The sequence below is a fragment of the Dolichospermum sp. UHCC 0260 genome, from assembly GCF_009711985.1.
GTDB lineage: Bacteria > Cyanobacteriota > Cyanobacteriia > Cyanobacteriales > Nostocaceae > Dolichospermum > Dolichospermum lemmermannii.
Genome location: NZ_VIKZ01000042.1, coordinates 100960 through 116754, shown reverse-complemented (window position 1 = coordinate 116754; position 15795 = coordinate 100960). Strand labels below are relative to the sequence as shown.

Below are 15795 nucleotides of genomic sequence, written 5' to 3'. Positions count from 1 at the left end.
TATAGTGGCGCTCATTGTGTCCTACTTGCGCCATCAACTTTCGCTTCCCAGCCAATACAGTGGCTACGTGCCATCACTAAATACCGGGCAGAATATACAGGCGCACCAAACTTTGCCTATCAACTATGTGTTGATAAAATCCAGCCCAGCGATCAGCAGACACTGGATCTATCTTCCCTGCGGATGGCGATTAATGCCGCCGAACCAATCAATCCACAAACTATATGGGATTTTTCAGAAAAGTTCGCGGTTAACGGATTCAAGCCAAAGATGTTCCTCCCTGCTTATGGTATGGCTGAAGCTACAGTCTACATATCTTCTGGATACGTTGATAAAGATCCAGTTTTTAAAGCTGTTGACTGGATGACATTGGGTCAGCAAAACATAGCTCAAGAGCCAACCGACAAAAGTAAGGAAAAGGTTTTTGTCGGGTGTGGCTTCCCTTGGCTAGACCAAAAAATTTATATTGTCGATCCTGATAAAAATTGCGTATTGCCCCCAAATCATGTTGGGGAAATCTGGAGTACAGGCTCTAACATAATGGCTGGTTATTACAACCATCCAGAAGCCACAGCAAAAACTCTTGTTTCTTTACCAGATGATGATCGGACTTACCTCCGTACCGGCGACTTGGGTTTTATTGATGAGAAGGGCGAACTATACATTACAGGCCGAATCAAAGACATCATTATCATCAATGGTGTGAATTACTATCCCCAAGACATCGAGGGCTGTGTCCAGCAAGCACATCCTGATATTCGCTCCGGTTCTGTTGCTGCTTTCAGTGTTTCCGGTCAGATTGGAGAGGATTTGGTGATTTTTGCTGAATTAACAAAAGCTGGTGTGATCAATCTACGGCGGTCTGGTTATTTAGAAGAATTGGCAGAAGCTATTTCTCTCGCTGTGGGAGAGAACTTCGAGATCCAATTACGCCAGATCGTGTTTTTAGGACATATGCAACTTCCGAAAACATCTAGTGGCAAAATTCGTAGACAACAGTGCAAGCAAGAGTTTCTTCAAGGCAGCCCGGATGCTTTAGCTAAATGGCCTCAAGATAAATCTGCAAATCAATCTCCAGGAGAAATTAGTATGTTGAACATTGAAAAGACCTTTGAACGCATAACTTCTATGGGTCCAATGCACCTGAAGGTCTTTACCAGTCTCATCCAGATTCTGACTAAGAAATATGAAGTGCGGATGGTTGATTTCGATGTAGAGAAGTCTATCTTCTTCTATGGGATTGACTCTTTGAAAATCATTGAGATTCATAGCACACTCGAAGGAGAACTAGGTTGTAAAATTCCTACTGAAGCATTTTTCTACGCCAATACGTTCTTGGGGATGATTGACGATATAGCTCTTGCTATCTCTAATAAAGACTCGTTGAAAGTGAAACTTACCCATAGTCAACCTCTTAATGTGGAGATAGAAAATGCTTTAGAATACCTTCTTCGTAATCGTGACGACAAAGTTGATCTCAGCCAGAACGCTCAAACCAACACTTGCTTACTAACTGGGGCATCTGGTTTTGTCGGTACTTATTTCTTGAAAGAACTCCTTGACACTACCGATCTAAATATTGCTTGTTTAGTTCGAGCGGCCAATGAGGAAGCAGGTCTTCAACGGATCAAGAAAACCGCGCGAAAGTTCGATGTCAAGCTGCTACAAGGATGGGAAAATCGTGTACAAATCATCATCGGTGATATGTCTAAAAAGCGGTTTGGACTAGAAGAAGATCGCTATGAAGAGTTAGCGCAAAATATTGACAGCGTATATCATGTAGCTGCTGTAGATAACTTCTATCTCCCCTATGACATCATCAAGAACACTAATGTGGTTGGCACTATTGAAGTCGCAGATTTTGCATTATCTGGAAAGGTCAAGCCTCTTTATAATGTGTCGAGTTGCGCTACATCCTTGTTAGAAGACTGCTCTGAAAATCCCACCCCTATTGGTTTAGTCAATGGATATGCACAAACCAAGTATGTGACAGAGCAAATCGTCTTGCGTCTAGTAGAACAGGGATATCCTTGGGTTAACTATCGGTTGGGATATCTATATACTTTGCGGGTCGCAAATATTGAGAAAAATACCCCATTGAATAAGCTATTTACCTTGATAGAAAAGGCTTATGAAAATATTGACGATGACTTTTTTATTGATGAGGATGCCTTTGAAAATTTCCTCTGTGCAATTTATCATATAGGCTGCATACCTGATATGGATGCTGATTTTGATTTGATGTCAGTTGAATATGCTGCCAAGGCAATTATTTCTACATCTTTACTACCTACCAATGAGAGAAAACACAACTACACTTTCTATAACCCACATCCACTCAATTGGTCTGATGTAATTAGATATTTTGACAAATTGGATAAGCACATTGAGCTTGTGCCACTCAGAAGTTTCGTTGACAAGTATGAAGAATATGTTCGTCATACGAACAAAAAGGGCATGAAACTTTTGAAATCAGTGGTATCAATTGAGTTAGAAAACCAATTTAATACGATGTTCAGAAATATCAGTACAGACCAGGTTGATACTTATTTACACTGGTGTCCACCATGTGATAAGCAGTTTACTCATCAGTATATAGAATTTGTACTGAGTAGTGCTGAATAAGTAATTGTGCGAACTTGTGTCAAATTAGTTGAGTGTTGATTACTGGTATATTACAAAAGTTTTGCGTTTGTTTGTAGTAAGCTCTTTAGTTATAAATTCAAAGATTAAACATCTTACTACAAACACTTTTAATGTGGTTCATTTATGAAAAAAAGGAAGGTTTAAAGTAGACTAAAATTATGGTCGAAATAATCCTTGTAATAGAAGTTAGGTGAAAATCAAGCCCTTTGTAGGCAACCTAGTTTTCCCTATTCCCTTTCATCCAAAAACCGTTGTTAAATCACAAAGGAGCTATTTTATGACCAGTAAACCAATTGACTTTGTTGAGCGTAATAATATCAAGTCGTTTTTAGCATTACTAAGAGACTGGATGGCAATTTTCTTAATTGCTGCGTTTAGTATTTGGGCAAATAATATCTTCATTTATTTTGTTGCTGTGTGGTTAATAGGCATTTTTCAATTTGCCATAGGAGAAGCATTGGGACATGAAGCAGCTCACAATAATCTATTTACCGAACAATCATGGAATGAAAAGCTAGAATTTATATATAGTTTTCCATTTTTGAGGACAATTTCTTCTTATCGAGAGCATCACTTTCCGCATCATAAATACTTATTCTCTGATAGGGATTATATACCCGAAGATTATGAGTTTCTGGGATTAAATAAACCGGATAAGAATGTGTTTATGATATTGTTTATTAAACCTTTTCTGGGTTTTTCTGTGTATTACTTCTTCCTAGAAGTCATTTTGTATCCCTTGCTCCAAGATTCATTCAAATTGAGTTCACTCATTAATGGTATAAAACGTAGTTACAAACTTTATTTATTCTGGTTAACGGTTATTCTAAGTTTCAGTTTGTCAGGAAATTTAGACATTTTACTCCTTTACTGGTTTGTGCCTTTATTCTGGTGTTTTTCTTTTTTATCACTTTTCTCTGAAGTGCAAGAACATTTTAATACTCTCTCAGGTTCGAGATCGAATGTGAATCCTGTTATTAATTTTGTCTTTCATAATGCAGGTCATCACTATGTTCATCACTTGTATCCCGCTATTCCTTGGTATAAATTACCAGAAGCACATCAGGCTTTATGTGCAGATAATCCAGATATTTCGCAGGGAATCTTAGATACTTATAGGCAATTTATACGCAACAATCAAGATACAAAATCAGCCCAAATCATAATCTGAATAAGTCAGCAATAATTTTGATTTTGTTAGGACTTACGCATCAAGTATGAAATGTAGGGGCAATTCATGAATTGCCCCTACGGTAAATCAAGGCTTTCACGTAATTTTTGCGTAAGTCCTGTTTGTATAAATTTTCTGAATGAGAATGAGTAGATGCTGCGATCACCCTTATATTTCCCTAACTTTCGCTGGCTGTGGTTAGGGCAAACTTTAATCTTGTCTGCTGCTAAATTTTGGATGGTTTCGTTAACATGGTTGGTACTCCAGAAAACAGCTTCAGGATTGGCTGTTGGTACTGTATTAGTGGCGGCGGCAATTCCACGAGCCTTGTTTATGTTGGTAGGTGGTGCAATCAGCGATCGTTGGTCACCTCGAAATGTCGCTATCATTGGAGGTCTGATTAATACTGTTTTAATTGGAATTGCTACTGTTTTGCTAATATTAGATGGTTTTAATCTCATTGTTTTCATTGTAATTGCTGTTTTATTTGGATTGTTTGAGGCTATTTTATACCCAGCGATTCTTGCCCTCTTGCCTCAATTGGTGAGAAAATCACAATTAGCAGAAGCTAACGCTTGGATACAGGGCAGTGAACAGTTTACCGAAGTCATCGGACCTGCTGGTGCGGGTTTTATGATTGGTGCGTTTGGATTAACCATTGCTTTTGCAATCAATACACTCATATTTGCCTTTGGTAGTTTGTTCATATACCTAGTGCGGACTCGTCGCCGTCAACCTCTGGCAACTGAACCAGAGAAACAAGCTTTAACAGGTGAGATTATTTTAGGTTTAAAATATGCCTGGACACAGCCTGCTATCAGAATAAGTTTGCTACTTTTAGCAATGATTAATTTTGCAATGTTAGGTCCGATTATCATCGGCGTTGCAGCCTTAGTTAATGTAAAGTTTGGAGCTAATGCCACAACATTTGGTTATCTACAATCCGCTTACGGTATAGGTGCATTACTTGGTGTCTTAGTTGCCAGTCAAATGAGTGCAATTAAGAGTCTCAAAACCCCTCTTGTTTTACTGTGCTATGGTCTGGGTGCGGGACTAATAGCATTAGGATTTGTCCAGGACTTTTGGATAGCATCGGGAATAATTGCCTTGATGGGGATAGGAGGTGGTACTGTCACTGTACTGGGCATGACTTGGCTGCAACAAAATACAGCCTCAAATATGCAGGGACGAATGATGGGACTGACAATGTTCGCTGCGGTAGCTCTTGATCCCTTCTCTCAAGGTGTTTCTGGAGTGTTAGTAGAATTCAGTTTGACGGGATTATTTGTAGCAGCTGGAGTCACAATGTTCCTCACTGCCATAGCTTCGTCAATCGGCCGCACTCATAAAATTGAATCAGTGATTAAATCAGTTACTACTGATTCTTCATTCCCTGTTTCCGAACCTGTAATTTCAGTGCGTAACCTGAATCATTATTTTGGATCAGGTATGCTACGTAAACAAGTATTATTTGACATTAATTTGGATATTCAACCTGGTGAAATTGTGATTATGACAGGACCTTCCGGTTCAGGTAAAACTACCCTTTTGACTTTAATGGGTGGTTTGCGTTCTGCTCAAGAAGGTAGTTTGAAAATTTTAGGACAGGAAATATGTGGAGCAAATAAACAACAGTTAACTAAATTGCGCCGTCAAATTGGTTATATTTTTCAGGCGCATAACCTAATGACGTTTTTAACTACCCAAGAAAATGTGCGGATGTCCTTGGAATTGCATGATGAATATCTAAATCATGATATCAACAACAAAGCGATCGCCATGCTAGAATCTGTTGGTTTGGGAGATCGTATCAGTTACTACCCCGAAAATCTTTCTGGTGGACAAAAACAACGGGTGGCTATCGCTCGTGCTTTAGTCAGCCAGCCTCAAATTGTCTTAGCTGATGAACCTACCGCTGCACTTGATAAAAAATCTGGCCGCGATGTTGTGGAATTGATGCAGAAACTTGCTAAAGAACAAGGCTGTACTATTTTGCTTGTTACCCACGATAACCGCATTTTAGATATTGCTGACCGCATTATTTATATGGAAGACGGTCAGCTTAAAGATGTCAATATTAAGGCGAAGATACAGTAAACGAAGTATATTTAGTATTTGGGGATGATTAGCTACTCCTTGTCCTGATATTTTTCATAATTATTGTCAGCCTGTTGATTATTTTTGACAGCACCCTTGCTAAATATCTTCTCTGTCCAGAGATAAGGAATTGGTAATAAAAACCAGACATATTCCCACCAACCTTGATCGATAATAGCAACTCCTATTGTTAATAAGGAAAAAATCGGCTCTATCAAGATTTTCCATCTTGTAGAAATAATAATTTCACTATTTAGATCATCGGCAATTAGTCGGTGTTTATAAGTCGCATAATTCCAGTTAATAAATGATATCAATCCAATGAATGCAGTATTGACGCTAAAGCATATTTTCACAAGAGCATTTTCTGGAAAATAAATAACTAGGGTGTCAGAGTAAGGAATCAGAAGTATTCCCATCAGATAAAGTAAATAGAGTGAGATATGAATTGTATCTGCTTGTTTGTAATATTTAAATTGCTTGATATGTTCTAGCCAGTAGAAACCAACAGTCACAAATGCGATCGCGTAGCTAGTGAGTGGTTTTATTTGAGCTAGTAAAAATGCCACAATTTCTGAGTCTGTGGGCTGTTGCAGATTTTCAGGAAAATCAAGAGCTAAGAAGCACTCTGCCATTGCCAGTGCGAATATAATATCAGCTATTCTCTGAAGGTGGACAATAGGCTCTTTCTGATCAGAATTATTGTTTTTATCTTCATTCATTAGTCATATCCAAAAGTGCAGGCTACTTTTAATTTGTACGTTGGGTCAAAGTAAACTTACGGTGGAAAATAAAATTCAAATAACAAGAATTTCGGCATAACAGCTATCGTTTCTATATCGAACGCTCGTTATATTAAATAATATAATAAACCTAAAGTGTTTGTCAAGATATTTTTGCAAATTCAGATATCCTGCTGATTGCTCCGCGAACGCTCACGTTTCACAACCTAACCTACAAATTAAGGCTTTTTCCACTTTTTCAGCAAGCCCTAATTATAATTAAAATGGTGTTTTTACCTGTAAGTGGAGGATTTTTTCTACATGAGGATGCTGAAACCTCAACTCTCTCGCGTGCAGATATAATCTATCAGTATCACTATGATAACCATAGAGTTTATCCCCCAAAATTGCCATTCCCAGTCCTCTTGTATCAGCAGCATGAACCCGTAATTGATGAGTCCGTCCAGTCAAAGGCACAAATTCAATACGGGTATAATCTCCTTCTCTGTTCATAACGCGGAAGTGAGTTAAACTAGGTTTACCTCGTGATAAATCCACTTCTTGATAAGGACGATGATCAGGATTTCCCCACAAAGGTAAATTAATTTCACCTTCATTAATAGCTAGAGAACCTGTCAGCAAAGCTTCATAAACTTTATGAATTTGTCTTTGTTGAAATTGTTGACTTAATTGAGAATGAGTAATTGGATCTTTAGCTATTAAGAGAATCCCGGAAGTATCTTGATCTAAACGATGTACCGCGATTATTTCTTGATTATATAGATGACGTAAACGACTAATTACACTATCTTGATTATGAAAATAACGACCGGGAACAGATAACAGTCCTGATGATTTATTCACAGCAATTAGCCATTCATCTTCATAAATTATTTCTACTTGATTTGGCTTTAATCCTGATAGCAAAAATCCCATTAATGGCTGACATCTTTCCAAGCAAGCACCATAAAATTCTCCAGAAACCTTATTTTCTATAGAAGAATTACCCCACCAAAATTCAGCCATTGCTAAAGGTTTTAATCCATGGGTTGCTGCATAATGTAATAATTTAGGAGCGCAACATTCCCCCGTTCCGGTTGGTGTTCCTCCTGGTAATAATTGCTGTAAAGATAGAGATTGTCCTTGAAAATTAGTTAAGCTATAAGCAGCGTGCATTTCTGTTTGTAATTGCCGAGATAGTTGTTTCCGCTGTTGTTTGAGTTCTGTAATCTTCCTATCTGCGGACGTTATAATTTGCTGTAAAGGCTGTAAAATTTCATTTTGATGGCGTTTAAGATTTCGGCGGTCAATTCCCTGCTGACGGCTTTCTGCTTCTAGTTTTTCCAAAGCAGTTGTGAGAGATTTATCTGTGAGAGTTTGATAAAATTCTTGACGTTGTTTGTGTCGTTGCTGTTTGCTATGATCATGATGTAAGCTCATAGTTTGTAACTGTTGGGTATATTCAACGGACAGAGTTTTATATTCTGCTCTTTCGGGAATTTGTTCAAGGGTAATAATTTCTTGTTTAATTGCTGCTAACTTTGCTAAAATCTGAGTTTCTAATAAAGCCACTTCCTCTCTACCAGGAATTGGTAACACCCAACCTGTAACCATACTATTACCATTTAATAAACCGGAAAATGCTTTAATAACTCTTTGTTCACCATTGGGTAATTCAACTAACAAAATACCATACATTTTTCCCTCATGGGAATAAAGATGATTTTGTTCAAGTTGCTGCATGAGACTATCAGCTATAGCTTCTGCTAAAGGTGTGCGGGGTAATCTCAATATTTCACCAGTTTGGGGACATTTTCCTTCATAGTAATAGTTAGGCTGTGCGGAATAAATGATAAAATTGGATTCGATAAAGTCTGAAAGCGGATGAAGAAGAATCATAAAATGTATATAGTATGATAAATTATTTGATAGTTAACAAATTTTTGTTTAAGTTGTTTGTTTTAATTGGGAAGCTTTTTTTGGTATGGATGTTAGATGTTAGTATATTTTACAATACCTTTGATTATTCTCACACCAGAAATTATCAATAATCCCGTCGGCAATTTTATCATTATTTTGGTATTTTTGTTTTTACCATTTTTTCTCATATATTTTTTTGTAGATGAGGATATGAAACTTTCCCGAAACCTGTGGGAACATCTTTGGGAAAATCCTGTGGAGGAAGTTTAGATAGGCTTTGGTTTGGACAATCTGTAGGTTGTTATCACAAAGTATTTGTTCCCATAGATAATTGTCAACACTCAGAATAAAAAATAAATGGTTATATTTAATTTAGCTTGTGTTAAAATAGTTATTTTTCAGAATTATACCAAATGCGTGATCCACAAAAGAACCACATTAAAATTGATCCGGCTACCCTGGTTTTAATCGGGTCTGCTTTGATACTATTACCACTATTACTCGCTGGTTTTTTGGGGTAATTAGCTATCCGCAAAATTAAAAATTGGTTATTTCCATTGACTGAAAATAACCATAAACTAAGAGTAATTTGTTTTCGCAATATTTAAATATCAACATTGATATTTTCTATCTGTCTAGCTGCTTTCTCCCAAAGCTTTGCGGTTTCTTCATCATTCCAGTGAGTTCTCAGATTTTCCGCTTTTTTATGACATATCCGTTCTAGCATCTCTAAAATTGCAGCTAGTGTTAATTGCTCGACTAACCCCTCTAAAGCACTCATGTATTCTTTCATGACAGATACCCCTTTAATTTCTACTGGAAACTGAGGGAATTTTTTAAACTTCCTGAGTTCAAAATCAATACAAGAAGTATAAATTCTCGTCAATTAGTTGTGACTCTTCTATTATCTACCTCATCAGTTGAAGAATTTGCACTTCTTCTTGATTCTCTACATTTGCAGGAAGTAGAGTTGTAATCTACTTTTTGGAGTGAGTTAAGAATCTCTATTTTACCTAAAATTGTGAGATGCTGTACTAAGAGGTTGTTTGAAAAGTATTATATGAAACCCATAATCTCCAAAAACCTAACCCCCCTCCCCCCCTTCCCTACAAGGGAATGGGGGTTTTAAAGCCTCTCCCCTGGTAGGGGAGAGGTTTGGAGAGGGGTCTGTTTACACATTAAAAACTTTTAAAACATCCTCTAAGCTGGGATTTCGTGATTTATAGAATTTTATACTTTACAAATACCCTTTGATACTTAAAACACAATATACTGATATAATTATTACATGACAAGATTCATTCATGATCAATTTGCTAAGGACTATTTAGAGGAACTTCTCAAAAACTATGGAGAAGTTCAAGCGCCGAGTCGTGTAGCGGGAGAAGTCAGAGAAATTGATGTTTACTTTTCTCCCTATCCTCAAGCAAATCCTAATTTACAACTTTTAGGTTTATTAGGTAAATTTGCATCTACTCCCGCGATTTTTGAACCTTATCGCAATCCGGCATCATCTGATGAGATTTGTGATTGTTTGTTAAAATTATTAGAAGTAAAGGGAGTGTTAAAAAGAGAAGCGAAACGCAATAAAACTAATCTTCAAGAATCAGAAATTCCGAAACTGTGGATACTTACTCCGACAGCATCACCAGAGATATTATCTGGCTTTAATACTACCTTAAAAACTGACTCTTTACCAGGAATATACTATTTAGGGGCAGCGTTACGTACAGCCATAGTAGTTATTCATCAACTACCACGGACGGAAGAAACTCTTTGGATTAGAATGTTAGGAAAAGGAAATGTTCAAAAACAAGCTATTGAGGAACTAGCAGAATTAACAGTAAACCACCCATTTAGGAGAATCACGCTAGAATTATTCTACAACCTGCAAAAACACCTGGGAGTCAATCAAGAAACCGAAGATAGGGAGATAATTATGAGATTAGCACCATTGTATCAACAGGATAGAGATTTAGCGGTTCAGGAAGGGAAAATTGAGGGGAAAATTGAAGGAGAAACTTTGTTAATTATCCGGCAATTAAATCGTCGTATTGGAGAAATTAATTCAGAATTAATTGCCAAGATTCAAAAATTATCACTTGATAAATTAGAAATGTTGGGAGAAGAATTATTAGATTTCACCAAACTTGATAATTTAGAAAGTTGGTTAAATCAAAATCAAGAATAATGTAGTTGGGCTTGAGTTCTAAAATTACAGCACTTTCCGGTGTTATGAGGTACATATCCAGCGGGCAAGATGCCCGCACTACAAGAGTTTCATAATTCAAGTTTGTACCTCATTAGAGCGAAATATGCTGTATCTTAGGCTTTAGCCCAACTACAAACTAACTAATTATTAGAGATCATTGTTCCCAGAGCAGCTATCAACTTATCCACGCTTTCAGGACGACTATTAAAACCCATTAAACCTACACGCCAAACCTTGCCAGCAAGTTCACCCAAACCGCCGCCAATCTCAATATTATGCTCAACTAACAACTGCCTGGCTACAGATTTACCATTTACCCCTTCCGGAATACAAACAGTAGTTAAAGTTGGTAGCCTGTATTCCTTTTCAACGTGCATCTTTAAACCCATATCTTCCAATCCTTCCCACAGATACTCGACATTCTTTTGATGACGTTGCCAACAACTAGCTAAACCTTCTTCCGCCACTAAACGCAAAGCTTCCCGTAAACCATAATATAAATTAATCGGTGCAGTGTGGTGATATGTGCGTTCAGTCCCCCAATATTTCCCCAACAATGTCATATCTAAATACCAATTTGCCACTTTAGATTGACGCTTCTGCAACTTCTCCATTGCCCGCGCACTCATTGTAAACGGTGACGCACCTGGAGAACAACCCAAGCCCTTTTGACTACAGCTATAAGCCAAATCAACGCCCCACTCATCCAAAAAGATGGGAACACCACCCAAACTGGTAACGGTATCCACTAACAACAAAGTTCCATGTTGACGACATAACTCACCCACCCCGTCTAAGGGTTGACGAGCGCCGGTGGAAGTTTCTGCATGAACTAAAGCCAAAATTGCTGGTTTATGGGTGGCTACTGCGGCGCTGATTTCCTCCAAATTGAAAACTTGTCCCCAGGGTTTAGTAATAGTTCTGACATCTGCGCCATATCTGCCTGCCATATCTACCAAGCGATTACCGAAATAACCAGCCACACAAATTAATACCACATCACCCGGTTCTACAGAATTAGCTAGAGTGGCTTCCATTGCGGCTGTACCCGTGCCACTGACGGCGATAGTATGGGGGTTTTCTGTTTGCCATGTGTAACGCAACAGAGATTGAATTTCATCCATGAGGGTTAAAAAAGCCGGATCTAAATGTCCCACTGGTGTGGTATTCATCGCCTGTAATACCTCTGGATGGGCATTGGAGGGACCTGGACCCAATAGGAGACGGTGGGGGACTTCGAGGGGTTCAAGTCCTAGACGCTGACTATCGTTGATGGAAATGGTGGATGTCATAAACTTAATTTATGTGAGATGAAATTGTAATTAATCGCATCATATAGCGGTATGTGGTCAATGAGTATGCCGAAGTGCGACTAATTAATTAAGTTCCATATTTTCTCTCGCGCTATTCAATTATACGTTTTGTTAAAAATAGAAATCTCTATAATCTTGTTCTGTTCCCTGTTATCCAAATTGATTGGTAACATATTCCATCACATCGTTTGGCATTGTGAATCCGTTTCCATTGAATTCAATCAAAGATAGCAATTTCAAACTCTCTAGTATTCCCAATAGTTTCTGGGAAGTGACAGGGGGAATAATCTCGTTTAGTAATTCTGGCATTAATATGGGTTTGCGGTGAATTGCTAAGGAATAGATCACGGTTTTTTCTAAATCTGATAAGCGTTGAAATTGTTGATCTAATAAATCGTAAATATCGCCAAAGACGGTGATACCGTGGGCTAAAAAAATATCAATTTTGCTAGAAAATAGAAAATGAATAGTGGTGGCGATAATTTTCAGCATCAGGGGATTTCCGCCATAGTGATTATGTAATATTTGCCATTCTGCTTGAGTCCGTCTTCAGGAAGCAGCCCTTTCAAGATCAGTGATTTAATCGAATTGGCTTTTTTCTCTAGTAGACTAAATGCGATCGCTGGTTCTCGACTGATGATAATTAAACAACTTTTGTGGGTAGACTCCCCAATTGTGCTAATCAGTTGTCCATAACCTTCAAACCCTTCTCGATATGATACCCCTCGTTCTCCCCATTGCAGAATGGATTCTAGATTATCCAGAACCAGTAAGCAACGAGTTTGATGGAGATACTGCATTAACTTTGATATTAATTGATGTGGCGATTTTGGTAAATCAACGGCTTGCTGGTGTGAGACGATGTGAATTAGATCAGTTAAGGTTTCTGGGACAGTGGGAGCATGATGAAGCGATCGCCAAATGACATACTGAAATTCTGATGATGACGAGTCTGTGCTGTTGGTAAAACCTGCCATTAACTTGGCTATGAGGCTGGTTTTGCCCATACCACCCATACCTAACACCATGATTAATGGACAGCGATTAACCTGAATCCATTAGGCATCTCCGGTAATTAAATGTGCGTGGTTTGAAACCCTTGTAGAGACGTTCTATAGAACGTCTCTACATTCATTTTCGGAGATGTCTAATGGTTCAATGTTGCCAGTTCTGCGGTGCGTCCATAGAAAACGGAGACATTGGGAGCTAAACTATAATCCCCATCAGGCTGAATTGGAGGCTGTAGAGGTGATTGATAATCATCAGCCTCTAGCACAAGATTAAATGCTTTGAAACATTTGACTAGAGACTTTTTATCAACTCTGACATTGCAGTTAAAAATTTTGCATAAGGTATGAGAGTCTAATTCAGTCTGAATACTGAGATTATCAAGGGTAAATCGCTTGCCGTTATTTTCAGCATATTCCTTTGTTTTTATGGCGTTCTCAAGTTTATTTAAACCTTGAATCGTGAGGATTGTCCCACGTTTACGTTTTCTTGGTAGATCCATGAGTGATAAATATAAATTTTTTTAAGCAAAGCCAAATAGGGCAAGAGAATTAACTCTAACCGCCGGAAAAATGACTGATTTCCGGGAAAACTGTATTAATCTGACAAGAGTATAAAGATACAACTAAGAGATTGAACAGAGTATAGCGGTTGTTTGATGTGTTTATCAATATAACATTTTGCAAAAAGGGGAAGTTTTAACAATTTGAAATAATTCTGCGGTCTATTTTGCTTACAGTCTCAACGCTTGAAAGGATTGTGGTAGAGGGATGAGAGCGATAACTTGTCAGGATTCTTAAGTTCCTTGCTTAAGTTGGCAAACTTCCATTGCTTTGGAGGGATTGGAAAGTATACTCTCTTATCATGTTTCAAATACTGAAACTTTTACGCAAAAGCGAAATGACATGACATCAAAAACTCCCAGACCTCGCCGTAAAGTTTTAGGTGCAGCATTTACAGGTGCTTTAGTGACATTAACAGTTTTTGTTCTTAACACTTACGTAATTAGCGGACAGGATAAAAAAATTACCTCTGAAGCATCGGCAGCAGCAACAACTGTGCTTTCATCTCTTATTGCTTATCTAATTCCACCTGATCCCAATGAAACTACAGTTGATGAAGATGGAAATACAAAATCAGCACTTAAACAATGAGGAGTTGGTAATAAATATCCTAAAATTGAAATTGAAATTTATGAGACTTTTGAGATGATAAATGAATGCTAGACTATTTTAGTCAAATCATGTATTCGTTTGTGTGATTTTTGCAAAATCAACCCTAAAAAAAAGGAAATAAACAATGAAAGTATGTATTGATCCAGGACACGGTGGAACAGATCCAGGAGCAATTGGAAAAGATCCATTTGTATTGAATGAAAAAGATGTTAACTTGTCTATTTCTTTACTTTTAAAAAAAGAACTGGAAGCAAACGGACATACAGTTTTCTTAACAAGAGATACAGATATTTCTGTGTCGTTGGGCAGTAGAGCTTCATTTGCAAATCAGAAGAATGTAGACATTTTTATTAGCATCCACTGTAATTCATACTCCAACAATAGTGCGGAAGGTATCGAAACATGGATATTCTCAGGTTCAAATGCAGGAAAAAACCTAGCAGAACCTGTACAACAAAGTTTGATCTCAACTTTTTCAACTCATAGAAATAGAGGAATTAAAGAAGCAAATTTTCAAGTGTTAAGAGAGACAGAAATGCCAGCTATTTTAGTAGAGTGTGAATTTATTAGTAATCCCACACAACTACAATTTTTGTCAAATAATAACAATCAAAAGAAAATAGCACAAGCGATTGCATTAGGTATCTAAATTTAATTAGTCTCTCTAAATCAAGGGTTTTTCCAATTTGGACAAGGTATTGGTCAACAGACATAAAAACTTAAAATAAACACAACAATCTACGAGGAATTTACAACTATGACTACTGCACAACAAGTTATTAAATTCGCAGCCAATGAAATCGGTTACAAAGAGAATCCCCCAGAATCTAACAACAACAAATTTGGTATTTGGTATGGGATGAATCGTGAGCCTTGGTGTGCCATGTTTGTATCCTATTGTTTACACAATACTGGATTACCTTTAAAAATTACTACTAACAAAGGTTTTGCTTATTGTCCTTTCGGTATTAAATGGTTTAAAGAGCAAGGTTTGTGGCATACAAGTAACCCTAAAGTCGGCGATATTGTCTTCTATGACTGGAAAAATGATGGAGTTTCAGATCACGTTGGTATTGTAGAAAAAGTCAATTCTGACGGCTCTATCGTTGCTATTGAAGGGAATACTTCTGTAGGGAATGATTCCAATGGTGGACAGGTTATGCGACGCACAAGGCGTGGAAACATTGTGGGTTATGGTAGACCAAATTATACATCGGGTGACGATGTTACCCCTCTTCCTCCTCATCCATTATGGACAGGACGGTATATCTTCCTAACCAGTCCCTACATGGAAGGGAGTGAAATACTACTGTGGCAGCGGCAGATGATTCACCGGGGATGGAATCTGGGTTCTGGTGGCACTACTGGCAAGGGAGACGATAGCGTTTTTAGCGAACGCGATCATGAAGTATTAATCAAGTTTCAGCAAGAAAAGGGACTGGAGGTTGATGGTAAAATCGGACCTCAATCCTGGAATGCAGCATGGGAAGCGCCTATTACTGAGGATTAGACTGATCTCCATATCCTCATG

Annotated in this window: 15 protein-coding genes; 8 read left to right on the top strand and 7 right to left on the bottom strand. The window is 37.8% G+C overall.

The window, feature by feature from the left end:
- The 3 genes from FJR08_RS16435 to FJR08_RS24280 all read left to right on the top strand — a co-directional run.
- A partial coding sequence (locus FJR08_RS16435; RefSeq protein WP_168633897.1) for an SDR family oxidoreductase occupies positions 1-2625 on the top strand: 2625 nt, incomplete at its 5' end.
- 298 nt (positions 2626-2923) lie between these two features.
- Positions 2924-3817: a fatty acid desaturase gene (locus FJR08_RS16430; protein ID WP_168633896.1), complete on the top strand. Its 894-nt coding sequence runs from the start codon at positions 2924-2926 to the stop codon at positions 3815-3817.
- Between the two features lie 153 nt (positions 3818-3970).
- Positions 3971-5914, top strand: a complete 1944-nt coding sequence (locus FJR08_RS24280) for an MFS transporter (RefSeq protein WP_168633895.1) — start codon at positions 3971-3973, stop codon at positions 5912-5914.
- A gap of 32 nt (positions 5915-5946) precedes the next feature.
- Here the strand turns inward: FJR08_RS24280 and FJR08_RS16420 are convergent, their stop codons facing one another.
- Both FJR08_RS16420 and FJR08_RS16415 read right to left on the bottom strand, forming a co-directional pair.
- Positions 5947-6636, bottom strand: coding sequence for a TMEM175 family protein (locus FJR08_RS16420; protein WP_168633894.1), 690 nt, complete (start codon positions 6634-6636; stop codon positions 5947-5949).
- A 279-nt stretch (positions 6637-6915) separates the two neighbouring features.
- Positions 6916-8535, bottom strand: a complete 1620-nt coding sequence (locus tag FJR08_RS16415) for an RluA family pseudouridine synthase (protein ID WP_168633893.1) — start codon at positions 8533-8535, stop codon at positions 6916-6918.
- 96 nt (positions 8536-8631) lie between these two features.
- On the opposite strand from FJR08_RS16415, the gene FJR08_RS16410 reads away from it, so the two are divergent.
- Positions 8632-8826 (top strand): hypothetical protein, encoded by a 195-nt coding sequence (locus FJR08_RS16410; RefSeq protein ID WP_041457591.1) that lies wholly within the window; start codon positions 8632-8634, stop codon positions 8824-8826.
- A 334-nt stretch (positions 8827-9160) separates the two neighbouring features.
- Here the strand turns inward: FJR08_RS16410 and FJR08_RS16405 are convergent, their stop codons facing one another.
- Positions 9161-9349 (bottom strand): hypothetical protein, encoded by a 189-nt coding sequence (locus FJR08_RS16405; protein ID WP_015078494.1) that lies wholly within the window; start codon positions 9347-9349, stop codon positions 9161-9163.
- A 495-nt stretch (positions 9350-9844) separates the two neighbouring features.
- On the opposite strand from FJR08_RS16405, the gene FJR08_RS16400 reads away from it, so the two are divergent.
- Positions 9845-10747: a DUF4351 domain-containing protein gene (locus FJR08_RS16400; RefSeq protein WP_168633892.1), complete on the top strand. Its 903-nt coding sequence runs from the start codon at positions 9845-9847 to the stop codon at positions 10745-10747.
- Between the two features lie 161 nt (positions 10748-10908).
- On the opposite strand, the gene FJR08_RS16395 is transcribed toward FJR08_RS16400, so the two are convergent.
- The 4 genes from FJR08_RS16395 to FJR08_RS23695 all read right to left on the bottom strand — a co-directional run bounded on the left by FJR08_RS16395 (position 10909) and on the right by FJR08_RS23695 (position 13591).
- Positions 10909-12060 carry an alanine--glyoxylate aminotransferase family protein gene (locus FJR08_RS16395; protein WP_168633891.1) on the bottom strand — a complete coding sequence of 384 codons (1152 nt, stop codon included), beginning with the start codon at positions 12058-12060 and terminating at the stop codon, positions 10909-10911.
- Positions 12061-12231: 171 nt separating this feature from the next.
- On the bottom strand, positions 12232-12573 hold the full coding sequence (locus tag FJR08_RS23705) for a hypothetical protein (RefSeq protein WP_254435781.1): 342 nt from the start codon (positions 12571-12573) through the stop codon (positions 12232-12234).
- Positions 12573-13109, bottom strand: coding sequence for an NACHT domain-containing protein (locus tag FJR08_RS23700; RefSeq protein ID WP_254435780.1), 537 nt, complete (start codon positions 13107-13109; stop codon positions 12573-12575). The genes FJR08_RS23705 and FJR08_RS23700 overlap by 1 nt, the downstream gene beginning before the upstream one ends.
- A 119-nt stretch (positions 13110-13228) precedes the next feature.
- On the bottom strand, positions 13229-13591 hold the full coding sequence (locus tag FJR08_RS23695) for a hypothetical protein (RefSeq protein WP_254435779.1): 363 nt from the start codon (positions 13589-13591) through the stop codon (positions 13229-13231).
- Positions 13592-13994: 403 nt separating this feature from the next.
- Here FJR08_RS23695 and FJR08_RS16385 point away from each other — a divergent pair, with 403 nt between their 5' ends.
- The 3 genes from FJR08_RS16385 (at position 13995) to FJR08_RS16375 (ending at position 15774) form a co-directional block, all read left to right on the top strand.
- Positions 13995-14243: a hypothetical protein gene (locus tag FJR08_RS16385; RefSeq protein ID WP_168633889.1), complete on the top strand. Its 249-nt coding sequence runs from the start codon at positions 13995-13997 to the stop codon at positions 14241-14243.
- 145 nt (positions 14244-14388) lie between these two features.
- A complete protein-coding gene (locus FJR08_RS16380) occupies positions 14389-14913 on the top strand; it encodes an N-acetylmuramoyl-L-alanine amidase (RefSeq protein ID WP_168633888.1) in 525 nt (174 codons plus the stop codon).
- A gap of 108 nt (positions 14914-15021) precedes the next feature.
- Complete coding sequence (locus tag FJR08_RS16375) at positions 15022-15774, top strand: CHAP domain-containing protein (protein WP_168633886.1); 753 nt, start codon at positions 15022-15024, stop codon at positions 15772-15774.
- The last annotated feature ends 21 nt before the right edge of the window (positions 15775-15795 follow it).